Below are 23,410 nucleotides of genomic sequence, written 5' to 3' on the forward strand. Positions count from 1 at the left end.
AGCGAACCAGCGGCACGACCATGCCACGCGAACCCTGCATAACCGGTCAATGCGGTAAAGGAGGACCCCATCGGTATCCGAAACGGATCAAAGCGTTACCGGCTATGCCAGCTGCGCCGATTTTTCTTACCAATCCCATTCTCCGACGTTTAGCGACTGCCGTGAGCAACCCTGCACAAAAAAAACTGCAATTCGTAATCGCTTTGACTGCCGTGACGCTTGTTGCGGCCACCGGATGTCACCGGCAATACTATCGCAAGCAAGCCGATTGCGAAGCAAACATGTTATTGGACGAAAAATCGAGTCACATTTCGCGACCTCCCGATCAAGCCCTGCGAATCGACGTTGACCGACGCAGCCGAATGTTCAACCCATTCGACCTCGATTTCCAACCAATGCCGCTCGACGACCCTTCGTCCTATGAATACATGCAGTGCGTCGACGGGCGACGAGGCTACCCGATGTGGGAAGCCGCCGGCGTAACCAACACGGCCGAAAGTCCCGATTGGTGGCAATTTTTACCCCTGGACGACGATGGCGTGCTCGTGCTCAATGCCGAAAACGCGGTCCGCATCGCCCTGCTGCATTCACCAGAATACCAATCCGAACTCGAAGAGCTCTACCTAGCGGCACTTGACGTCAGTAACGAACGATTTGCGTTCGACACACAATTCTTTGGCGGAGCTCAAACCTTTTTGACCGCCGCAGGACGTAGCAAACGAGCCGACGGCCAAAGCAGCACTCGGTATGAAGTGGGCACGTTCAGCAAAGGCGAACACGGGGGGCTTTCGCTCGAGCGACAATTTGCCACCGGGGCCGAGCTAGTCGTGGGAGTTGCCAATAATATTGTCTGGGAACTCAGCGGCCCCGATACGCAAAGTGTCACCACGCTTCTCGACTTTTCACTGGTCCAACCTCTGCTCCGCGAAGCCGGTCGCGACAAGATCCTCGAAGGGCTTACCTTTTCGGAACGAAACCTGCTAGCCAATGTGCGAGCATTCGAACGCTATCGCCGCAGTTTCTTCTTGAACATCACCACCGGTCGCGGATTCGAAAGCCAAGTAAACGCCAACGGGGGCCCCTCGATCGCGATAAACGGACAAGGGTTCGGGACCAACGGCGGCGCACAAGGTTACCTCGGTCTGCTGCAATCCCAGCTGCAAATCCGCAACTTGCAAGAAAACATCGCCCGGCAAACCGAGAACTTGCTGATCCTCGAAGATACGCTGATCGAAACCTTAACCAAGCTGCCTGAATCCCAAGGAAGTGGCGCGGGGCAAATCCTCACCGACCGATTGCAGGTCGCTCAAACACGATCGAGCTTGCTGCGAAGTCAAACCAGCCTTATCACTCGACAAGCCACGTATGAAAGGTCCGTCGACGCGTTCCTTCGCACACTCGGACTACCACCTTACATTTGCGTCAAACTCGAAGACCCTGTCCTACAACGGTTTGAATTGATCGATCGCGAACTGCTAAGCCGCCGCGAACAATTGGCCGACGTACGCACCAAAGTTGGCGAATTCAATGTTGCCATGCTCGACGGAGCAAGGTACATCGTCGACGAGGTAACGGGTCTACCTGAATCGGAAATGGAATGGAACGACAGCGTCGCTGAAACGCTGCAAGGAATGCGGGAAGCACTAAAACCACTCGAAGAATTCAACAAGACCCTAATCGATGACGATTTGCCTCGCGTCATGAAAGACATTGATCGGTTTACCGAACTACTAGAAGAACGCGAATCCCAAAACGAAAACCTAAAGAAAACGTACGAGACAGAAAAGGATCAAATCTGTTCTCTTCTCAATACGTCCGATGTTGACGAAACGCTGTTTGATCTAACTGAATTAACCACGCTGAGTGACGAACTTAAAGACGAATACAACAAGCTCGACGGACGATTAAACGGTTACGATAAAGCGATCGTTAAACTCGAAGAGACGATTGACCGCTTTGTAAAAGACGGCCCGAAAGACAAAGATCCGAAAAACGTCTCTCGCGAACTTCGCAAAGAAGTGATCGAAGCGTCTCAGGATTTACTGGGCAAACTCGCCGACGACGTATTGTCAGTACAGCTGATTCAAGCCCGCGCCAGAAGCGAAAGCGTGTTGCTACCCGCCGTCGATATCGACCCCGCGACGGCATTGCAAATCGCACGCGTCAACCGTCGCGATTGGGCCAACGCTCGCGCCCAATTAGTGGACCAGTGGCGTTTAATCGAAGTGACCGCCGATGACCTAGAAAGCACACTCGACATCAGTTTCAATGGCGATGTCGCGAATGTCGGCGACAACCCACTGGACCTCCGCTCGTCCAACGGAACCCTATCCGTCGGGATCCAATGGGATACCCCTATCACACGATTGCTTGAACGCAACAATTACCGAGCCACGCTAATCTCTTTTGAGCAATCCAAACGCGACTACTATTCGTTTGAAGACAGTATTTGGCAACAGTTACGCGCCGAAATTCGTCAACTGCAAGCAAACCGCCTGACCTTTGAACTCGGTCGCCAAGCGGTCCAAATTGCCGCCTCTCAGATCCAATTGAACGCCGACATCCGGATTGATAAAGAAGCTCGCGGTCAAAGCAACGGCCCCACAGCCGCTCGTGACGCGATCAGCGCGTTAAACGATTTGCTGGATGCACAAAACTCGCTTCTGGATATCTTCGTCAACTACGAAGTCGTCCGCCGGACACTGGACTTTGACCTCGGCACAATGGAATTGACCCCCGAAGGATTGTGGATCGATCCCGGTAAGATTGATCCCGAATACTTGCTGACCCTTTCGGGCACAAGCGACTCCGGCATGATCGGCGGATGCAACAATTGTTGCTTGCCCCGACGCCGCCAACCTCGCGAACCCTATTTTGGCCTGACCCCCACGGCAACCGTCGATAGCGGAACCCCCGTTGAAGGAATGATCTTCGAAGAGGTGATTCAGTAGAAGCGGAGAAATGATTGAACACGAGAATTGAACACGAGAAGCGAGTGGTCAAGCGCTGGCAGGCGTATATGATGGTAAAGTGCCCTCTTCCATTTGTTCGCACTTTCTCCGTGGAGCCTCAAATCCGATGCGTCGCCTTTGTACATCCCTCCTGTTCGCGCTGGTCATTTATCCCCTCGCCGCTTCTCCCCTAGCCACTGCTCGTCAGTGGTCGAGTCGCGACGGCAACTACAAGCTCGAAGCGGACTTGGTTGCCTTCAATGACACTACGATCGTCTTGAAACGTGAAAATGGGGACCTTGTTGGGGTCGAACGCAACGAACTGTCCGATGCCGATCAAGCCTTCGTTGGGTCCGACGATACAAGCTCGGCAATCAAAAAATCCGCCGAACAAATGCAAACCTGGACCTCCGCCGACGGAATGCAGGTTCGGGGGCGAGTGCTTGCATACGGCCGCAGCACGATGAAGGTTAACCGAAAGCTCGGAAAAGTGTACATCAATGATGTCGCATTTGATCAGTTCGCTCCGCTGCATCAGCGACTTGTCTTGCGAATTCTCAGCGAACTAGAAAACCAAACGCTCGAAAACCGGAAACAGCTTCAGGCGTGGGCAATGGGGCTTGGGGCAAACGTCAAAGAACACCCCCTACAGGGGGTACTGATGGAACTCGAAAGTGGCGACAAACTCGCCCTTCCGTTTTTCCTGTTCGCCCAAGAGGACCTAAAGGTGCTCAAGCCAGGTTGGGAGTCGTGGCTTGAGAACGAACAAGACTCAGTGGCGAGCCAACGTGAAAGTTTGTATATGCAAGCCGAAGCCATGCAATACCAACAACAGGAAGAACATCGCGAAGAGCTGCGACGGATCGAAATGTTGAAACTGACGATGATGGCAAACGCCACCGGCTTGATCAAAATTTGGGAAGTCGGACTCCAACCGATGGGGGGGAACAATTGGCGACGAACCTCCGTGATTATTCCGGCCCAAAATAGTGCCCAAGCATCACAAATCGCGATGCAGAATTACCCTGGTTTCAAGATCTATGGGATCCGCAAAGTCCGCTAGCAAACACATCGGCTCTACCCCAGGGTCAGCCACGTACTTGAGTTCAACGGTACGTGTTAGCGGAAACTTGCAGTTCAACCTTTCGGTCGCCAATTAGTTGCACGGGCACGGTCCGCCGCAAGGGAATTGGGATCCAAATTCGAGCGACAATCGCCTTGTCGCTCGCTTATGAATCAACGGCTAGCAGTCGTATCATCGCGACCGCCGAAGAACAAACCCGCAAAACGCAATGTTAAGATTGCGACCCTTCGAGGGTGGCCCGTTGCGCGTCTTGAACCTTCTTGCGTGGCCCTTGAGGACCTGGGCGGCGACCTCGCCGACGACCTTGTTGAAGCGGCACAAACCGGCCCGCAATCGGCTGGATCAACTTGCTGATACAGAGCTTGTTGATGCTCAAATTCATCTCTTCGCTCTCCTTCTTTAGCACATCATGAAGGCTCATCGGCAAACGAATTGTAATCATTCGCTCAGGCTCTGCGGCGTCCCCCTTGGACGGATCCTGGCCACGCATTGCAGCGACCATTTCTTGCAGCTCCAAGAACTCCTGACTCGTCTCGAATGCTCGCAAGTCATCGGATTCCGGATAGAGCTTTCGCACCACCCCATCCACTCCCAACATCTCGCGATAGAACACGACCCAACTCCCCGTTTTCGCGAATGCCTCTTCCGCCAACCGGAGCACTTCGCGGCCGCGTTGGTCTTTGGGGATTTCGTTCGCGGACGGAGGTGCAATACCCAACCGGGGGGCAATCGCATCGGTTTGTTCCGGCAATGGGTCGCTGGCATAACGAAGGCTGGAGCGAGCTTCCGTCGTCGTTTCGGTAGCCGTGTTTGCGTGAGTGGATAAGTTGCTAGCAGAATTAGATAGAGGTGTCATCGTAAAAGAGATTCCTTTTCTCGGAGCGTGTCTCGGACGTTGGCTAGCGATTCACCGTGCGGAATACAGCGCGGAATACAGTGCAATCGCTCGCAACCAACTTCCAAGACCATGAGTGCGTGGGTTGTTTGGGCCCATACTCACGCACCGTCAAACCGATCTACGGAAACTATGCTTTCAAAACAACTTACGTCTATTGCTAGCTGGCTGCCTAAGTTGCAGGCAGCCATGCCGGAGACCAAGGCAAACGAGACTTGCACAAAAAGAAGGCAGGGCCAGGGTGTGCATTTGCCAAGTGTCCACTAAAAGCAAGCAAAGAAAAGGATCGTATCGGACGTCGCCAAAGCTCGGTATTCACGTACTTTTAAGCCGAAAAAGAAAACCAAAGATTTTGAAAGCATTGAAATGCAAGTCAAGGGCTTGGTCCACCCAAGATTTCACCTCGCGGCCGACTGGATTCCAGAAAACACCGAAACCCGAAAATCACCACCAGAGGGGCACGCAAGAGCACGGCCTATGCAGTAGCAAGCGGCAACGGAAGTCAAGTGCCAGCTCGAGACTCACTCATACATAAACATGCGACGACCCTCAACGAAGGGACTCACACGAGAACAAAAGCTGGCCAAACAAAACGACACCTCCACTAGAGGGGATTCCCGAAATTGCCTTTCGAGCACAGAAGGCACGCTGTCTCTACGGCGAATTCTGTACATTCAGAACAGGACAGCAAGCGGAACAAGACCGCGATCAGGACATCACGCAACACTATCCCCCCGACGCACTAAACCCCCTCGCTCCCAATCGCCTATCGCATTCAGACCACCGCGTCACAGGCCTCGGCTATCAACCCGACAGCCCGATCAACCTGATCTCGACTAGTGGTCCACCCGAGCGAAATTCGCAAGGTCCGACGGATTTGAGCCTCGCTTCGCCCGATCGCCTGCAGCGACCTCGTGATCTCATCGGCTGGCAACGTCGACTGGGCTGTCGCCATCACCAAATGCCGCGCGGCTTTTTGAATTCGCACCGCCTCACATGGCATCTCGATCGCCAACGTATTGGCCAACCTCGGAGCGTCTTCGGCCAACAAAATCGGCTCTATACTTAGGGAAGATTGCAATCCATTAAAGAAACGAGCCGCTAACTCCGAAAAGTTGTCGGAAACCTCACTTGCACAGCGGCTAGCCAGATTCGCCGCGGCACCCAACCCAATACACGCCGGGACGTTTTCGGCACCAGGCCGAAGCCCCATTTCGCGAGGCTCACCGTAGCCGATCGGAGAAAGATTCAGGCCCCGCCGAACATAGACTGCCCCGCTTCCCTTGGGGCCATAGAACTTGTGCCCACTTAGCGACAAGGTGTCGACTCGCAGGCGACTCACCTCAACGGGATGCTTCCCGAAAACCTGCGTCGCATCGCAATGAACAGACACCCCTCTGTTGTGGCAAATATCAGCCACTTCACGGACGGGCTGGAAAGTCCCTAGAACGGGGTTCGCCAATTGCAGACAAACCAACTGCGTGTTGGGACGCAGCAGCCCCGCGATACGGTCTGGATCAACCACCCCGTCGACCTCGCACGGAACCATCTCAACCTCGACCCCAGCGGCTTCCATCGAGTGAGCCGCAGCGATGACCGAATCATGCTCAAGCTGACTGACTAAGACATGCCCCGCCTTGTCTTGATGGCGTTGCGAGTGAGTCAATTGGCCCAGGATTGCCAAATTATTCGATTCGGTGCCGCCGCCCGTAAAGACGATTTCAAACGATTCGCAGCCGACCATACCTGCGACCGATTCGCGTGCCTGTTCGAGCGCCTCGCCGACCGCTTGAGCATGACTGTGCTCTTGCCCAGGCAACAGGAAATGGGTCATCCAGTACGGCTGCATCGCCTCCAGGACGGACGGGGCCAACGGTGTCGTGCGGTTATAATCGAGGTAGATCAACGAGGATGAGAATGTGCGAGGAAAATAATCGCCCGATTGGCATTGGTCAAAAAAAAATGCGAAAATCGACGCGGTTTCGATGCGGTTTTTCAGCGCGAAAAGCGTTGCAAACATTATGCCCCAAGTGACCACGTTAAAGCTTGCAAAAGTACAAGATTAATCGAGACCGCAAGGAAAACCAGCTGCCCAGTGAAAAGGAAGCCGAAATGCCGCTTGTAACGGCACAAAACGCCCTTTTTCTACCATTCACGCAGTTAACGGGTTTGCACTGCACCGCTAAAGTGGTGATAATCAAGACGTGAAGAACCTTAACTCTGCATACGGGCCAAATCGCTAAGAATCATTCGATTTTTCTGGCGGCGCACGTACCTCTCAAACCATCTTATCTTTGGAGCGTGAAATGAAACGTGAACGAAATGGATTTACCTTAGTCGAATTGTTGGTGGTGATCACCATCATCGGCATTCTTGTCGGGTTGCTCTTGCCAGCCATCACGGCTGCACGCGAAACCGCTCGAAAGACCCAATGTGCAAACAATGTCCGAAACATCGCGTTAGCAACGATCCAACATGAAAACAACAAGGGACAGTTGCCAGGTTATGTGCAAAAGTTCGGTGTCCACTCGAGCGGAATTGACCCTTCAGATCCATCGAACACATCGATCGATCCTCATGTGAAGCTAGGAACTTGGGGCGTTGCATTGTTGTCATGGCTCGACGCACAACCAACTTACGAGCATTGGACCGAAGACCGCTATCCAATCAAAGCGAGCTCAGGATCGGATCTGGGTGCTACCGATGGCGTTGCAGGTCTAAACTTCCACACGCTTGCCGCTCCCAACTTGGCGATCTTCCAATGCCCAAGTAATCCAAACACGGACGCCGAAAACGGTAGAAATAGCTATATCGCCAACAATGGACTCTGTCACATTGCATTTGATGACAGTGGATCGGCTATTCCTGCGACGGCAATCAACCTTGCGAACTCGCAAGATCGCGCCAATGGTGCATTCAATTCCAAATACAATGTGACGAGCATTGACGGCAAAGGTAATGGCGTTCATGCATCCGAAGGCCCAAAAGTCCGATTGGATGACTTCAAGGACGGCCAAGGCAACACAATGCTGTTTTCGGAAAACGTGCAAGCTCTTCCATGGCATCGTGCTGGGTTGATCACTGCAGATAGCTTGGATGTCGCAACTGCGACTGATAAAGACGTCGTGTATAGCGTTGAAACCGCAAGATACGTTCACGGCATGGTCTGGCACTACGAAGACATTCAATCAGGCGACGCGACAATGGCGTCCTTCTGGAACGCTTCGGTTGGCGTGGGACCAGCGGCAGTCACTACCTTCCACCGAATCAATGGTGGCGGGTCCACGGTTTCGGATGAGATTTATAATAAGTCGATTACGGATGCCCTCACCGGTCGCCAACTTGCTCGCCCATCGTCCGCCCACACCGACGGCGTCAACATTGGTATGGCTGATGGTGCGACCAAGTTTCTTACCGAATCGGTCGACTACCGAATCTACCAAGCATTGTTGACCCCACGCGGAAAGAGCTCTTTGGTTCCTTGGCCAGAGTACATTTTGGATCCTGAAGCTCTCTAATCGACTTTTGCGGAGCCCTTGTTTGATGGGATTCGCAGCTTAAGGTTTTCACAACGATCAATCGCGTGTCCACACGAGGGCGGCCCTGGGTTCCAGAGTCGCCCTTTTTTCGTGGAGTTCGATGACATTGGCGATGCCAAGTTTGGCCGCCGGCCGATTTACCCGACACTGCTACCCATCACGTCAGCGGGTACCGCAATCCCTGCGGGTACCGCAATCCCTGCGGGTACCGCAATCCCTGCGGGTACCGCAATCCCTGCGGGTACCGCAATTGGGGATTACTTCACCCTAATCCTTGTCCGCCTTCAACACCGAAACGAATGCTTTTTGCGGGATATTGACGCTGCCAAATTGCTTCATCTTGGCCTTTCCCTTCTTTTGCTTCTCAAGCAACTTCTTCTTCCGTGACACGTCACCACCGTACAACTTGGCCGTCACATCTTTTCGGAAAGGCTGGATCGTCGCCCGCGCAATGATCGTCCCACCAATGGCTCCCTGAATCGGGATCTTAAATTGGTGACGCGGAATCGCTTCGGCCAGCTGTTCGCAATAATGCAGCGCCCGGGCTCGAGATTTTTCGCGGTGAACCAAATATGCCAACGCATCGATCGGTTCTTTATTAACCAAGATATCGACCTTGACCACGTCGGTTTTTCGGTACTCGATCGGCACATAATCAAACGACCCGTAGCCGCGCGTGATCATCTTTAACTTACCGTAGAAATCGAACAACACTTCGCCTAGCGGCATTTCGCTTGTCACTTCGACGCGGCCAGCGGACAAATAGTTCATGGTCTGGCTTTCGCTGCGATATTCGCGACACAACTCCATCACCGGCCCGACGTATTCCTCCGGCGTAAGGATCTGTGCCTTGATGTAGGGTTCGCTAATCGAAGCGATGTTGGTCGGATCGGGCCAATAACTTGGGTTGTCTACATGGATCGTCGAGCCGTCTTGAAGGTCCAATTTGTATTCAACCGACGGCGCAGAAATGACGAGCCCCAAATCAAATTCGCGTTGCAGTCGCTCTTGGATCACATCGAGATGCAATAACCCAAGGAAACCGCAACGGAAACCGAAACCGAGTGCTGCGGAGCTATCCTTTTCGTACGTTAATGCCGCATCGTTGATCGACAATTTCTCCAGTGCTTTTGTCAAATCTTGGTATTCATCGGTACTCATCGGATAGACCGACGAAAAAACAACTTGCTTGGCTTTTTGGTAACCGGGGATCGGTTCGGCGGCGGGTCGGTTGAGAAGCGTGATCGTGTCACCGATCTCAATATCTTGAACGCTTTTCACCCCCGCGACAATGTAACCCACTTCGCCCGCATGCAGCTCTTTTTGCGGGCTCAAGCGGAATTGGTTGTAGCCTAATTCGTCGACGGTAAAGTCGCGGTCCGCGTGCATGAAATGGATGGTGTCTTTCGGTTTTAGCGTTCCATCCATGACGCGACACTGTAAAATCACACCGCGATATTTGTCAAAAAAGGCGTCAAAGACAAGCGCTTTGAGCGGTGCGTTTGGGTCGCCCTCAGGCGGAGGCAAATACTGGACAATTCCCTCAAGCACTTGATCGATCCCTTCGCCTGTCTTTGCGGATACCGGGATCGCAGCGAACGGGTCAAGCCCTAGGTCGGCATCGATTTCCTCGCGAACTCGTTCGACATCGGCCGCCGGCAGATCGATTTTGTTGATCACCGGCAAAAGTTCTAGATCATATTCAAGCGCCAAGTAAAGGTTGGCGACCGTTTGGGCCTCCACCCCTTGCGAGGCATCGACGACCATCAACGCTCCTTCGCAAGCCATCAGCGATCGACGAACTTCGTGGGAAAAGTCGACGTGCCCGGGGGTATCAATCAAGTTCAATTGGTACGTTTCGCCATCCGTAGCGGTATAGCCAAGCGTGACGGTATTGCTTTTGATCGTGATCCCCCGCTCGCGTTCGATGTCCATCGAATCGAGCATTTGGTCCTGGAACTCACGCTGTGTCACGCCACCGCACGCTTGAATCAGTCGATCGGCAAGCGTCGATTTCCCGTGATCAATGTGGGCGATAATGCAAAAGTTCCGAATGCGTTTCATGCGTAAAGGTCGTTGTGGATTGGGGAAAACAGGTTTCAACCCGAATTCTAGTGAAAGACGTTCTCGACCAACAGGGTCACCGCTGCCCCAACACGGGCCTTTGCCCCAACACGGGCCTTTGCCCCAACACGGGCCTTTGCCCCAACACGGGCCTTTGCCCCAACACGGGCGGGCACGACCGAGCGTACTAGCTCAGTGCGACCCGTCCCCCTTACACTAGCCGTCATGTTTGAACTTCGATGCACCGTCCGAAATTGCCACCATCTCCTTGAACACCGTGAAGGAGGACTATTTTGTGCATCAGGCCACCATTTTGACCGGGCCAAGGAGGGCTATTGGAGCCTGCTGCAGCCACAGGATCGGCGTTCGAAAAATCCTGGTGACACTGACGCCGCCGTCCTGGCCCGACATCGTTGGCTCGCCCGAGGGCATGCCGCCGGACTCATCGAGGCGATTCGCCCTTGGATCGGAGCGACGGTTTCATCGAAATCGGACCGGGGCGCCCGCACCGTTGACCTCGGGTGTGGCGAAGGATCGTTTGGGCCCGCACTTTTCCCAGACCAAGCCGAAGGTTACTGCGGCATCGACCTATCAAAACGGGCGATCAAGTTAGCCGCCCGCGGGTGGCCCGAAGCGACGTGGGTGCTGGCCAACGCAGACCGTATCTTGCCGGTGGCCGACCGAAGCATCGACAGAGTAGTGTCGCTGTTTGGCCGTCGGCCGGTGACGGAAATCGATCGAGTGCTAACCCCTAGTGGCATTTGCATTGTGGCTGTGCCCGGCGAAGAGGATTTAATCGAACTGCGGGAACAAGTTCAGCAAACAGGCCAACGACGGAGCCGATGGGAAATGGTGATCCAAGAAATGGCCGCCGGATCAATGGAGTGTGTCGAACGCAAACATTGGGAACAGCGTATCGAGCTTCAACCGGACGCGATTGCCGACGCCTTGGCGATGACTTACCGAGCGGTGCGGCATAGCGAACAATCACGACTGGAATCCCTAGACACCATGACTGTGACGTTGTCGGCGGACTTGATGCAATTCGTTCATCGCATCTAATCTGGGAAACCTTTCATGCAAGGCGACATCAATCCTTATCAGCCATCCACAATCCCGACGGACGACTCGCCCTCGGTACCATTAAACACCGATGGAGCATGGGATGTGGCGTTCCGACTCACCGCTGCGGACCTGCGTCACGCGGAAGCCAAACATGTCTTGCATTCGAACATCGCTCGCTTGTCGCTTGGTTCGTTCGGATTGATTGCAGCCAGCGTCGTTTGGATTGGCTGGTTAGCAACATTGGGATATTTTTCCGTTGGCTGGGTGACGGCGCTTTTTTTGTCGGCGGCATGCTACTTGACGCTGGTCCATCAATTTAAGATCCGATTGCGCGAGCGGATGCAGGTCGTCGGTTTGGTGAACAATGCAGAGTGCTGGTTGGGGGTTAGCGATACACAATTCAAACTGAATACGCCCAACGGTCCATTTGCATGGCCGAGCAAAGACGTGCAAGTATCGCGGACGATACGAGGGCTACTGTTTAGCCCTGAACCTCAACTGTTCGTGTTTGTATCTCGCAAAAGCAATTTCCAAGACGAAACCTATTCGCAATTCCAACTACGAGTGTTTACGCAACTGAATCATCGTTAAACACGGAATCATCGTTAAACACCGACGATCGAATCGATTTCAGTTAGCTCCTGGTCACTAAACACGAGATTTTCTAGACACGCGATGCTGTCGACGACCTGTTCAGGGCGACTCGCTCCGGTCAACACGGATGTAATCCGCGGGTCTCGCAGAATCCACGCCAATGCCATTTGGGCAAGCGATTGACCGCGTCGTGCAGCGATCGCGTTGAGTTTGCGAATTTGACCGATTCGGTCGGGGGTGATTTGACCGGCTTCGATCGCTCCATTGCCCTTGTTGCTTGACACCCGCGAATCCGTGGGAACGCCATTGAGATAGCGATTGGTCAACATGCCTTGGGCCAGTGGCGAGAACGCGATCACGCCGACACCTTCACGATCAGCGGTCGGCAAAACCGTTTGCTCAACCGTCCGCTCAAACATGTGGTAACGAGGTTGATGGATCGTGATGTTGGCCCAATCGTGTTTGCGAACCGCCGCAACGGCATCGGAAAACGGCGGGTCGGGATAGTTCGAGATCCCGACGTACAAGGCCTTGCCTTGGCGGACGAGCGTGTCGAGAGCCCCCATCGTTTCTTCGATCGGTGTACCGGGATCGACTCGGTGAGAATAGAAAATATCGAGATGATCAACGCCCAATCGTTTTAGTGATTGCTCGCATGATTCGATCAAATATTTCCGTCCGCCACCGTCGCCGTACGGGCCGGGCCACATCGGGTAACCCGCTTTACTGCTGATGACCAATTCATGCCGCGGCATATCTGGCAAAATACGTCCAAACAACGCCTCGCTGGCACCCGACGGATCGCCGTAGTTGTTCGCAAAATCGAAATGCGTAATCCCATGATTGAACGCAGTAAAGAAAATTTGCTTCGATTCTTCATCACTACGGTAGCTGCCGATCGCCTGCCAACCGCCTAAACTAATTGCGGGCAAAAGCAATCCCGAGTTACCTGAGCGGCGATACACCATTTGATCATATCGGGACGATTTAAACATTAAGTTGCTTCTATGTTACTGAGGTTGCCTCGGACGAACTCAAACCCATAAGCCCATCTTCCATCTCGTATGTTGTATCAAAAACATCGAGGGCGCGGTGGTCATGGGTCACCACAATCACACCAGTACCATGTTCGTGAGCAACCTTGGCGAACAATTCCATCACTTGCCGACCTCGATGGCCGTCCAACGCCGCGGTCGGTTCATCCGCTAAAATGACACTGGGATGATTTGCCAGCGCTCGAGCAACCGCGACACGTTGCTGTTGGCCCCCCGACAACATGGAGGGCAAATTACTTGCGCGATCCTCGACGCCAAGTTCATCAAGTAAATGCAGAGCCCGACGACGTGCCTGGCGCGACGTTGCACCGTTCAATTCCAATGCAATTTGCACATTTTCGATCGCCGTTAAAAACGGAATCAAATTCGACTTCTGAAAAACGAACCCGATGTGTTGACGACGGAACGACCTCAGATTCGTGTACGAGATTTCGCCCTCAAGCACCAACTGATCTCGAATCCAGACTTGGCCGGACGTGGGCGGATTGATTAACCCAACGGCTGTCAAGAAAGTCGATTTCCCTGAACCGCTTGGGCCTAGCAGTGCAACAACCTCACCACGATGCACCTTCATCGATGCATCCTTCATCGCAACAATTTCCGTGTTACCGCTGCCGTAAATCTTTGTCAGCCCGCGTGTTTCGATCGCCAAACTGCGGCTATCCCGATCACTCATGATAACGCCTCATTCGGTGTCACCTTCATTGCTTTCCAAATCCCCAACAGGCTTGAGACGACCGAAATACCGACCACGATTAAGGCCAACTGAAACAAATCGGTTTGGGTCAAAATCACGCGCCGAGGGAACATCGGAAACAACTTCCCGCCCACCAAATAGGCGATACCGAACCCTGCGACACCAAGCATCAATGCCTGTTGAAGGATCAAGCCAAGGATGACACGGTTTGGTGCCCCAATCAGTTTCAGCAACGCGATTGAATGAATCTTGTCGAGCGTCAACGTATACAGGATCAAAGCCATAATGATTGCAGCGATCAGAGTTAGCAGAACGCGAAACAAACCGATTTGGCGACGCGCACGATCGACCGTACCCTTAAGCAATAAATCCCGCTGTTGCGATTGGGTATAAACCGAAACGTCACCCCATCCCGACATCGCTTCCTTTACTTTGGCTAGATCCGCGCCCGGTGACACGCTAACCAACACGGCACTCATTTGCGGCCTCGCGATCGCAGGCAATTGAGATGCTGGTTTATTTGTGTTGTCCAATATTGCCGGTTGCAGATTCCCCAAGTCCGACTGCTCGCCTCGAGCAAGACGCGAGGCACGTTCGAGCCGGACCGCTTCCCCAGGTGTATCGAATTGTATCTGCTGAGCATCCGTGACAGTGACAAAAGCAATCCCGTCACCTCCGGCACTTAGCATGCTCTTGGTTGTTCCGACGATGGTGTAACTTTCTTTGCCGAGATCGATTGTTTCGCCGAGCGCAAGTCCGAGCGACTGGTCCGCGACCATTTCAAAATGGTTCTGGCCTAGCGATCGACCACCGGTCAGCGGTATCCATTGGCCTTTGTCGATTGGCCAACTAAGCCCCAGCACCGCGATTCGGAGGGGTTTGCCGTCTTGTTCCCGCTGGATCGTGTGATAGACGAACTCGCGTGCCGAAACAACGCCTGGAACCGCATAGGCTCGATGGACGAGATTCGATGGGACGCGAGAGATTTCCGCAAACGGCCCACGTGTATTGCGTTGGACCAACCACAAATCGGAACCAACATTATCGACCAGCAACGTCGCGTCTTCGACGATACCACGATAGATACCGCCCATGCCCATCACGATCATCAACAACATTCCGACCCCGACGGTTGTCAACGCGAAACGACCAAGGTTATGGCGAATGTCTTTGAAAGCCAGGTTCATTTTGCCGCGACCTTTCGTCCTTCGGTCAGTACCATTCCCTTAGTTGCAGCCGTTACGATTCGATCGCCGACCACAAGTCCATCGGTGACTTCAACGACGTCACGGTTGCGAAGTCCAATATTGATCGGTGTCCATTTTGCCACGCCATCCTGGTTTACAAATACGCCAACCGCACCATCTCGATTGATCACCTGATCGGCTTGAATTTGGACAACGTTGTCTTTTCGTTCGACTTCAATGAATGCCTCGGCGCGTTGCCCGACGGCCCAATTTTGTGGCAATCGAAGTGCATCGACGTCAACAATAAATTCGCGAGTTTCGCGGTCAGCTTCCTTGCCCAGCCGAATCACTTTGCCTTCATAATCCAAATTGGGTTCAGATCGAAATACGATCCGGGCCGTTTGTTCGGGATGCAATTTACCCATTTCGGTTTCATCGACCCATGCGCTAATCCAGATTTGATCCATCGAAATCAGCTTCATCATTTCGCTACCGGGAACAACCACATCGCCCGGTTCACGCGTGCGTCGAATGATCAACCCGTCAAAGGGTGCGACGACGCGGCTATCGGAAAGGCGTGTTTGATGGTACTGAAGCGTCTTTTCGGCTGCGACCAACTCCTTTTGTCCTTCGGCGATCGCCGCTTCGGCGCGCGACACTCCGGTAACCGCAACCGCTAAGGCTTCTGTCGCTTTGTCCGAATCTTCTTGGCTCGCTGCGCCGCGTGTGGTCAACGATTGCACTCGTTCGTTACTCTTTTCCGCTTGCGTAAACGCGGCCGTTGCCCGGTCTTTATCAGCGATCAATCGGTCAATGGCCGCGCGGGCCGCATCGACATTGGCCGCCGCGATCTCTACTTGTTGCTGCAATTCCTCATCGTCCAATTCCACCAACAAATCACCTGCCACAACACGGTCGCCTTGATCCGCCAACACCTTTTCGATCCGGCCTGAAATTTTGGGGCTAACGGTAGCTTGCACCCGAGCTTCGAGTGTCCCCGTCCCCATCACTTCCGCAACGATCAAACCGCGAGTGACCGGATGCTCAACCACCGAAATCGGCGAGAACTTCATCCAATAAACCAATCCGCCAATCACAACGGCGAGGACGATCAGCTTTGCCAACGTCCCCAACCAGCGTCGAACAGCATGGAAACGTTTGGAGTGCTGTGCTTTATCAGGCATGTTTTGTCTCTCCACGGTAAAGCAACCAATAGGCGGCAGGGATCACAATCAGGGTAAACACTGTCGAGGTCAGGATTCCGAAAATGATCGCCCAGGCTAACCCCGAAAAGACCGGATCAAGAGTGATCACCCAGTTCGCCAGCAGGGTTGTGCCAGCGGTCAACAGGATCGGTCGCGTCCGTACCGCGACGCTGCGAATAATCGATTCATCGAGCGAATGGCCTTCGGCTTGAGCTAAGTGAATAAAGTCGATCAATACAACTGAATTGCGGACCACAATCCCCGCTAACGCGATCATCCCGATCATGGCGGTTGCAGTGAAGAACACTGGATTCGGAAATCCGCCGACGCCTTGATCCGTAATCCGATTCAAGATCCAAAAACCCGGCATGATGCCAATCATTGTGAGCGGAATGGCTAACATGATCAGCACGGGCAATAACCGCGAACCGGTTTGGAACATCAGCAACACAAAAATACCAAGCAGTGCTGCACCAAAAGCCAACCCCAGATCTCGGAATACATCAAGCGTGATGTTCCATTCTCCTTCGCCTGCCCAATCGACTTGATAGCCTTCGGGAATCGACCAAGGGACCCCGCCGCCTAGCGAGATCCATGATCGGTCGTCCACCGGACGAGGTGTTACATCCGATACCGACGCGACGGAGTCCGTCGTTTGCGTACGATCCCATTCCAAGTCCATGATCGCGTCTGCGGGAGGACGTCCCGCCACTTCGGCAAAGACGTAAACGACTCGCTGCAAATTCTTGTGATAGATCGTCTTCTCTTCTTCGGACTGATAAAACCGTCCTAAACCACCAAGTTGAACGACTTGTCCCTGATTGCCTTGCACGTAGACTTCTTCCAAGTCATCGATCGCCGATCGGTTCTCGCGAGGCAATCGCAATTCAATCCACAATGGCTCTACTTCTTCGGGAACATGCAACACCGTCGCTTTGTTCCCACTGAGCACGGTATCAATTGTCTCGGCAATCGTTTGCGTCGAGATACCTGACAACGCCGCTTTGGTTTTATCAGTTTCAAACACATACCGCTGGTGGTCATCCTCGGCACTGACGTCCAAGTCGACGACTCCCGGTTCCATCGCCAAACGTTTTTCGACTTGCCGTGCGACCGCGATTTGGTCGGCGTAACTGCGGTCCGCTGGTCCGTAAACCTCGGCCGTGATCGATGCCAACACAGGCGGCCCCGGCGGCACCTCGACCAATTTGATATTCGCCCCCATCGACTCGGCAAGCTTGGTCAATTCACTGCGAATCCGCAACAAAATCTCGTGCGACTGTTGAACACGAAAGTCTTTACCAATCAAATTGACGCGAATATCGGCTACATTCGCGCCGCGACGTAGAAAGTAATGTCGCACCAACCCATTGAAGTCCATCGGCGACGCGACACCGACAAAAAGTTCGTAGTCACGTACTTCGGCCAATCCACCCAAGTAGCGTCCGATCCGACGCGAAACCACATCGGTCCTTTCCAACGTCGTTCCTTCGGGCATGTCGATAACAACTTGAAATTCGTTCTTGTTGTCATACGGCAGCATCTTCACCGGAACCGCGCGAAAAACAGGTAACAACATTGCGGCGACCAGCAACGCGGCGATCCCAAGCAGGACGCCCCAAGCATAAATCGGCTTGGTCACCACGGGCGTCAAAACGGCTTTGGACATTCGGTACAGTGGTCGTTTGGTTAAATCAAACCCTTCACCATCGTCCGCATCATCATCAATGTGTTTCAGGGCCACCATCGATAACCACGGCGTGATCACAAACGCGACCATCGTCGAAATCATAACTGTTAATGGCACATTCAATGCCATTGGCCCCATGTAGGGTCCCATCATTCCCGTGATGAACGCCAACGGCAAAAAGCTAGCGATGATCGCAAGGGTCGACATAATCAACGCCGGACGGACTTCTTGGACCGCCCTCAAAACGGACTGACGCGGCGGCAGGACCTTCATGGCAAAGTAACGAGCGATGTTCTCGACATCGGTGATCGGGTCATCGACCAACAAACCCAGGGACAAGATCAACGCAAACATGGTTACTCGGTTGATCGAATAGCCAACCATTAAATTGATGAACAATGTCAACGAGTAGCATACGGGAATCGCCATCGCGATCACCAATGCCGGTCGCCACCCCATCACCAATCCGATCAAACCAATCACCGTCAATACGGCGACCACCAACCCCTCCACTAATTCGTTGACCTTCTCGTTGGCGGTTTCACCATAGTCGCGAGTGACGCGAACATTGACGCCACTTGGCAAATGCGTCGCCTTCAATTCCTCTAATTTGTCATGGACCGCTTGGGCGACGCGTACTGCATTGGCCCCTTTCCGTTTGGCAACCGAGATATTCACGGCAGGAAAAAGTGTGTCGCTGCCGCCAAGTTCCGGGTCAGCCGAACCGAATCCGATCCAGCTATACGATTCCGCCTCCGCTGGCCCATCGACAACCGTCGCTACATTTTTCAAATAGACTGGACGGTCGCCGGCGACGTTGACCACTAAATTTTCGAGTTCATTGACGCCTTGAATGAAGGTCCCCGTTTCGACGGCAAACAGACGGTCTTGTTGTTCGAATTCGCCGTTACGTACCGTCACGTTGCTGACCTGCAACGCTTGCGCAACTTGAAGGGGCGATGTTTTGTGTGCCGCCAAACGTTGTGTGTCGAGGTTCACGTAGATCCGCCGTGGACGACCGCCAATCACTTCCACGCGGTTAGTATTGGGGATCGCCTGTAATTCATGCTGCACCTCTTCGCCAATCCGGCGAAGCTCATGATCGCCGTATCGATCGGTTTGATCCGACCATAAAGTCGCGATCACAATCGGGACGTCGTCTACTTCGATCGGTTTCACCACCCACGACGACACCGATGGCGGAATTTGATCGGTCGAGGAGTTGACCTTGTTATAGATTTTCACCAGCGAATCTTCGCGGTCTTCGCCGACATAGAAACGAACCGTCACAATGCATTGGCCTGTTTTGCTCATCGAATAGACGTACTCGACGCCATCGATTTGGTAGAGCAATTTTTCGATTCGATCGGTGACCTGGCGCTCAACCTCCTCGGCTGATAAGCCGGGTGCGGATACAAAAAGGTCGGCCATTGGGACGACGATTTGAGGCTCTTCTTCACGGGGCGTGATGTAAAGCGCCGCTGCTCCAAGCACCAGTGATACGAACGTGATCAGGATCGCCACGTCGGCTCGGAGGAACACTTCGACAACTCGTGTCAGAAAATTCGATTGATCTTCGTGATCCATGCTTCGATTGCTTTCAATCATTGTTGTATCGGCCCAAAGACACTAATCTTGGTTGTACAGCGCTTGTTGGTGTCCAGCCTTGAGGCGCCGTCCGGCGTCGGTCCTCTTCCATACTCGGGCGGCTAAAGCCTGCACACCAGCACTTGTTGGTGTCCAGCCTTGAGGCGTCGTCCGGCGTCGGTCATCTTCCATACCCGGGCGGCTAAAGCCTGCACACCAGCACTTGTTGGTGTACAGCCTTGAGGCGCCGTCCGGCGTCGGTCCTCTTCCATACCCGGGCAGCTAAAGCCTGCACACCAGCGTCTTTACCATTTCTCACTCTCTCTGCAACACTACTTGCTCGCCTGCCTTCAATCCACTGAGCACTTCGTGACGGCCTGGCATGCCCATTTGCCCGCTCTTGATCAAACGCCGCTCAATCGTGCCATCGGCCAACACCACGTCGACGAATTCAAGCTGTCCCACAGTGACCACGGCGTTATCCGCCAAACAGAGATGACGTCGCTCACCCGATGGGATTCTCAATCGACCAAACATTCCTTCGTACAAATCGTTCGCCTTTGGCAAACTCGCTTTGACCAAGAAAGATCGGCTCGGCGCATCGGCTTGCGGCACAATCTCATCAATCGTCACGTCGTACTCTTTGTCCAATGCATCGACGTAGACTTTCAATTGATCGCCAATGTTCAATTTAACCGCCAAGTGTTCCATCACCGGTGCTTCGAGTCGTAACGAGGTTGCATCGTACAACACCAAGATCGGTTCACCAGGTTTGGCCATATCGCCGGGTTCTGCAAATCGGTCAACAATCCGACCGTTTTTCGCCGCCATAATATTGGTGTAGGAAAGCATCACTGCGGCTTCGGAAACCGCTTGGCGAGCACGGTTTTCCTCGGCCTTGGCAACATCATAATCTCGAGTTGCCATTTCCATGTCAGATGGCGAGGCTGCGTTTTGCTGCATCAATGCATTCATGCGGTCGAAATTGCGTTTAGCCTGAGCGCGATGAACGGTTGCCGCTTCAAGCGCCAACTGGGCTTGATTCAATCGCGATTCGTACTCCTTGCTGTCAAGTTCAATGAGTTTTTGACCCGCGGTAACTTCTTCTCCTGCGGTGACGCTAATTTGGTCGATTGTGGCTAAGAGTTTCGATGAAACCACCGTTCGGCTCGATGCTTTGAGTGTTCCAATCGCTTCCTCGATTGTTTCTTTACGGATTTCGTGGACGACATCCGTCGGCTCGTCCGTATGCTTGGTCACACCTGTGGCTGCCCAACCGGGCGCGACCTTTTCCTGGAACATACCTGACAACCACGCGATGGTTAGCACCAAGCAAGCCAACGCGACGACGATGCCAAGTATGCGGCCAAAAATCGACGCTATTTTGCGTAGAAAGTGAGTTTTCATGAAAACATTAATTCCCTAAGGAGACGTAAGCGAAACCATCCGCTTGTAGGTTCACAATCGAAGTCACTGCGGAAACCGCGACATCGGCGAACACGATGACCTCTTCGGGCTTCACGCCAACGGAGGTCAAGGATTGCCCACACACGTAGAACTCAACCCCCGCTTCATGCAGTGCTCGGAGGCGTTCAAAATTTGGATTACCATCGGTGTCGTATCGTTCGCTGTAAGAATCCGCATTCAATGCAATGAGTTTCGCATCGCCATGCAGCACGACTGCGAATTGCGCAGACGCAGGTTTAGCACCACCAGAGTGATACAAATTCACAAACCTCGCAACCGATTCGAGCCCCGGGTTAGGCAACTCCGGAGCACCACCCGTCGTCATGTCAATGCAAAGCTTGCTGCCGTCACGAGGTTGCTGGGCCGCATTGGGCATCGAATGCACTTTGCCATAGTCCTTAATGAGCGGAGCAATTTCGGGGGTGGCTTGCGGATCATCTCGAGATGGCACAGGGTGATTCTTCATCGCTTCGTCAAACCCGCGTGCCACGAAGCCAGAGACCGCTTCGGCGTGAGCTTGGATCAGCTTGATCACGTATGGGTCCTCGGACGTTTCGGTCACTCGAACGCCACCAGCAACCTCTTCGTGAACCATTTTAATTTTGTCTGTGTGTCGAAAAATCTCAGCGAACAACGGATCCCGCATCCGAATCGGGTTGGTTTCCTCGATCCGGTATTCCATCCATTTGACATGTTCCTTGATCTTCGCAGCGATCGGAGGATCATCGGAAACCGTCAATGTCTCGACACCATCACTGCGCTGCTTGACCGTGCGAGTGATCTTGGCATGGTTTTCAAGCAAAAAGTGAAAGTCGTCACGGTCAGCGGTGAACCGTTCGTCCTGCATCGGTCCGCCGTGGCCCATGCCACCGCCCTGGCCCATGCCCATACCGCCGCCCCGGCCCATGCCCTGCCCCATACCACGGCCTTGCCCCATGCCACGGCCCTGCCCCATGCCACGTCCTTGTCCGTACGCGGCAATCGAAACGAGACCAACAAGCGAAAACAACACAGTGAAGCGGAGAGAGTTAATCATGTTAGTGGTGTGTCCAAAATTGGGAAGTATTTATAGGTCGTAGCCCGCAGGCCTATTCAACGGCACAGGCTTGCGTTTCGGTACCGACTTGGTTCCAAGGCATCCGAGCCAACATCATCCCCATCATGCAACTGTCGGTGATTCCCGCGAATGCCAAACCGGCGCCCATCAAAGCCGCCAAGCCTGCGAAAATCGGATGAACCGTCAAAGCCAAAATCCCACTGACCAAAATAATCAAACCGACGGTGATGCGAGTTTGTCGTTCGAGCGACATTGACTTTTTCCCCCGAACGACCGCTAAGCCCGCTCGGTCCCATGCTGATGTACCGCCTTCGACATTGATCACGTTTGTAAACCCAGCATCCAAAAACTTTTTGCATCCCTTCAGGCTCCGGCCCCCCGACTTGCAAATCACATAGAGAGGATCGTCTGTGTTCATGGTTCGCGATCCCATAATGGCGTGAGGATCCAGCGAATCGAGCGGATGGTTTCTCGCACACTCGGCATGCAGGGAGCGAAACTCCACGGGCGTTCGAACATCAATTAATTCGACACCGCCGTTTGCTTCTCGATTCGCCAATTCGTTGACCGTGACCGTTTTCAAATTTGACATATTTTTCCCATGGGGGCTGTAGAAATAATCGTTACCTCGCAAGGCGACGATATATCTTCGAAAAAAAAGGTAATGGATGTAACAATATTTTACAGCGTTAATCACCGCTGGGGTTTAATCATCGCTGGGGTTTAATCATCGCTGGGGTTTAATCATCGCTGGGGTTTAATCACCGCTGGGGTTTAATCATCGCTGGGGTAAGGCTCAATAAAGCGATTTTCGATGCATGCCATCAAGCTTGCAAGATGCGGCTCTGCGATTTGATAGAACACCTTGCGTCCTTCCCGTTCGCTTGTGAAGAACCCGCAACGCTGCATCAACCGCAGGTGCTCGGAGGCAACGTTATCGGGAATCCCACAATCATCTGCCAATTCACCGACACTGTAACGACCGTGAAGCAGGAGCTGGACGATCCTTAGCCGAACCGGGTGGGCGAGCGTGCGGAGACATTCTGCTGCGGGCGCAAACGCTTCGGTGTCCCCCACAGGCTTTTGACCTGCGGCAGACGTACTGATTTTGTTTGAGTTACTTTTGGCCATCGCGATCACTGCTCCTTACGAATCAATATATCGCAACATCGCGAGGTGTCAATTCAGTATTTATCTCGAAAGAACATGATTTTTCGAGCGAAGCGACTCCATTGAGTCCCCCTTCGGATAGCCCCCCCCTGCAGATATAAAT

Annotated in this window: 17 protein-coding genes; 5 read left to right on the top strand and 12 right to left on the bottom strand. The window is 53.4% G+C overall.

The annotated features are described in order from the left end of the window. Positions 1-161: 161 nt before the first annotated feature. Positions 162-2,951, top strand: coding sequence for a TolC family protein (locus CA13_RS05515; RefSeq protein WP_419193975.1), 2,790 nt, complete (start codon positions 162-164; stop codon positions 2,949-2,951). A gap of 127 nt (positions 2,952-3,078) precedes the next feature. Then, on the top strand, positions 3,079-4,014 hold the full coding sequence (locus tag CA13_RS05520; protein ID WP_146394967.1) for an SHD1 domain-containing protein: 936 nt from the start codon (positions 3,079-3,081) through the stop codon (positions 4,012-4,014). Between the two features lie 232 nt (positions 4,015-4,246). Here the strand turns inward: CA13_RS05520 and CA13_RS05525 are convergent, their stop codons facing one another. Continuing rightward, positions 4,247-4,891 (bottom strand): hypothetical protein, encoded by a 645-nt coding sequence (locus CA13_RS05525; protein WP_146394968.1) that lies wholly within the window; start codon positions 4,889-4,891, stop codon positions 4,247-4,249. A gap of 814 nt (positions 4,892-5,705) precedes the next feature. Next, a complete protein-coding gene (locus CA13_RS05530) occupies positions 5,706-6,950 on the bottom strand; it encodes a cysteine desulfurase family protein (protein WP_146394969.1) in 1,245 nt (414 codons plus the stop codon). Positions 6,951-7,236: 286 nt separating this feature from the next. Here CA13_RS05530 and CA13_RS05535 point away from each other — a divergent pair, with 286 nt between their 5' ends. Beyond that, positions 7,237-8,448 carry a DUF1559 family PulG-like putative transporter gene (locus CA13_RS05535; protein WP_419193976.1) on the top strand — a complete coding sequence of 404 codons (1,212 nt, stop codon included), beginning with the start codon at positions 7,237-7,239 and terminating at the stop codon, positions 8,446-8,448. A gap of 288 nt (positions 8,449-8,736) precedes the next feature. Here CA13_RS05535 and lepA read toward each other — a convergent pair whose 3' ends face one another. Next, positions 8,737-10,533 (bottom strand): translation elongation factor 4, encoded by a 1,797-nt coding sequence (gene lepA, locus CA13_RS05545; protein WP_146394972.1) that lies wholly within the window; start codon positions 10,531-10,533, stop codon positions 8,737-8,739. Between the two features lie 225 nt (positions 10,534-10,758). Here lepA and CA13_RS05550 point away from each other — a divergent pair, with 225 nt between their 5' ends. Together CA13_RS05550 and CA13_RS05555 are read left to right on the top strand one after the other, a co-directional pair. Next, a complete protein-coding gene (locus CA13_RS05550; RefSeq protein WP_146394973.1) occupies positions 10,759-11,595 on the top strand; it encodes a putative RNA methyltransferase in 837 nt (278 codons plus the stop codon). A 15-nt stretch (positions 11,596-11,610) separates the two neighbouring features. Further along, on the top strand, positions 11,611-12,189 hold the full coding sequence (locus CA13_RS05555) for a hypothetical protein (RefSeq protein WP_146394974.1): 579 nt from the start codon (positions 11,611-11,613) through the stop codon (positions 12,187-12,189). A 14-nt stretch (positions 12,190-12,203) separates the two neighbouring features. Here the strand turns inward: CA13_RS05555 and CA13_RS05560 are convergent, their stop codons facing one another. The 9 genes from CA13_RS05560 to CA13_RS05600 all read right to left on the bottom strand — a co-directional run bounded on the left by CA13_RS05560 (position 12,204) and on the right by CA13_RS05600 (position 23,268). Continuing rightward, entirely contained in the window at positions 12,204-13,187 is a 984-nt protein-coding gene (locus CA13_RS05560; RefSeq protein WP_146394975.1) for an aldo/keto reductase, read from the bottom strand. Positions 13,188-13,197: 10 nt separating this feature from the next. After that, positions 13,198-13,923, bottom strand: a complete 726-nt coding sequence (locus CA13_RS05565; protein ID WP_146394976.1) for an ABC transporter ATP-binding protein — start codon at positions 13,921-13,923, stop codon at positions 13,198-13,200. Continuing rightward, positions 13,920-15,131 (bottom strand): ABC transporter permease, encoded by a 1,212-nt coding sequence (locus CA13_RS05570; protein WP_146394977.1) that lies wholly within the window; start codon positions 15,129-15,131, stop codon positions 13,920-13,922. Before CA13_RS05570 ends, CA13_RS05565 begins: the two co-directional genes overlap by 4 nt. Further along, the gene (locus CA13_RS05575) at positions 15,128-16,315 is read right to left on the bottom strand and encodes an efflux RND transporter periplasmic adaptor subunit (protein ID WP_146394978.1); all 1,188 of its coding nucleotides are present in this window, start codon (positions 16,313-16,315) and stop codon (positions 15,128-15,130) included. Before CA13_RS05575 ends, CA13_RS05570 begins: the two co-directional genes overlap by 4 nt. Continuing rightward, positions 16,308-19,634: an efflux RND transporter permease subunit gene (locus CA13_RS05580; RefSeq protein WP_419193977.1), complete on the bottom strand. Its 3,327-nt coding sequence runs from the start codon at positions 19,632-19,634 to the stop codon at positions 16,308-16,310. Before CA13_RS05580 ends, CA13_RS05575 begins: the two co-directional genes overlap by 8 nt. Before the next feature lie 294 nt (positions 19,635-19,928). Beyond that, the gene (locus CA13_RS05585) at positions 19,929-21,020 is read right to left on the bottom strand and encodes an efflux RND transporter periplasmic adaptor subunit (protein ID WP_146394979.1); all 1,092 of its coding nucleotides are present in this window, start codon (positions 21,018-21,020) and stop codon (positions 19,929-19,931) included. 7 nt (positions 21,021-21,027) lie between these two features. Further along, a complete protein-coding gene (locus CA13_RS05590; RefSeq protein ID WP_146394980.1) occupies positions 21,028-22,116 on the bottom strand; it encodes a DsrE family protein in 1,089 nt (362 codons plus the stop codon). Between the two features lie 52 nt (positions 22,117-22,168). Further along, entirely contained in the window at positions 22,169-22,729 is a 561-nt protein-coding gene (locus CA13_RS05595; protein WP_146394981.1) for a rhodanese-like domain-containing protein, read from the bottom strand. Between the two features lie 182 nt (positions 22,730-22,911). Continuing rightward, complete coding sequence (locus tag CA13_RS05600; protein ID WP_146394982.1) at positions 22,912-23,268, bottom strand: ArsR/SmtB family transcription factor; 357 nt, start codon at positions 23,266-23,268, stop codon at positions 22,912-22,914. Positions 23,269-23,410: the final 142 nt, after the last annotated feature.

The sequence above is a fragment of the Novipirellula herctigrandis genome (genome assembly GCA_007859835.1).
Lineage (GTDB): Bacteria > Planctomycetota > Planctomycetia > Pirellulales > Pirellulaceae > Novipirellula_A > Novipirellula_A herctigrandis.

Bases quoted from the DNA above. Each gene is read 5' to 3' on its own strand.
- CA13_RS05520 (WP_146394967.1), top strand. From the start codon at position 3,079: ATGCGTCGCCTTTGTACATCCCTCCTGTTCGCGCTGGTCATTTATCCC.
- CA13_RS05525 (WP_146394968.1), bottom strand. From the start codon at position 4,891: ATGACACCTCTATCTAATTCTGCTAGCAACTTATCCACTCACGCAAAC.
- CA13_RS05530 (WP_146394969.1), bottom strand. From the start codon at position 6,950: ATGTTTGCAACGCTTTTCGCGCTGAAAAACCGCATCGAAACCGCGTCG.
- CA13_RS05535 (WP_419193976.1), top strand. From the start codon at position 7,237: ATGAAACGTGAACGAAATGGATTTACCTTAGTCGAATTGTTGGTGGTG.
- lepA (WP_146394972.1), bottom strand. From the start codon at position 10,533: ATGAAACGCATTCGGAACTTTTGCATTATCGCCCACATTGATCACGGG.
- CA13_RS05550 (WP_146394973.1), top strand. From the start codon at position 10,759: ATGTTTGAACTTCGATGCACCGTCCGAAATTGCCACCATCTCCTTGAA.
- CA13_RS05555 (WP_146394974.1), top strand. From the start codon at position 11,611: ATGCAAGGCGACATCAATCCTTATCAGCCATCCACAATCCCGACGGAC.
- CA13_RS05560 (WP_146394975.1), bottom strand. From the start codon at position 13,187: ATGTTTAAATCGTCCCGATATGATCAAATGGTGTATCGCCGCTCAGGT.
- CA13_RS05565 (WP_146394976.1), bottom strand. From the start codon at position 13,923: ATGAGTGATCGGGATAGCCGCAGTTTGGCGATCGAAACACGCGGGCTG.
- CA13_RS05570 (WP_146394977.1), bottom strand. From the start codon at position 15,131: ATGAACCTGGCTTTCAAAGACATTCGCCATAACCTTGGTCGTTTCGCG.
- CA13_RS05575 (WP_146394978.1), bottom strand. From the start codon at position 16,315: ATGCCTGATAAAGCACAGCACTCCAAACGTTTCCATGCTGTTCGACGC.
- CA13_RS05580 (WP_419193977.1), bottom strand. From the start codon at position 19,634: ATGATTGAAAGCAATCGAAGCATGGATCACGAAGATCAATCGAATTTT.
- CA13_RS05585 (WP_146394979.1), bottom strand. From the start codon at position 21,020: ATGAAAACTCACTTTCTACGCAAAATAGCGTCGATTTTTGGCCGCATA.
- CA13_RS05590 (WP_146394980.1), bottom strand. From the start codon at position 22,116: ATGATTAACTCTCTCCGCTTCACTGTGTTGTTTTCGCTTGTTGGTCTC.
- CA13_RS05595 (WP_146394981.1), bottom strand. From the start codon at position 22,729: ATGTCAAATTTGAAAACGGTCACGGTCAACGAATTGGCGAATCGAGAA.
- CA13_RS05600 (WP_146394982.1), bottom strand. From the start codon at position 23,268: ATGGCCAAAAGTAACTCAAACAAAATCAGTACGTCTGCCGCAGGTCAA.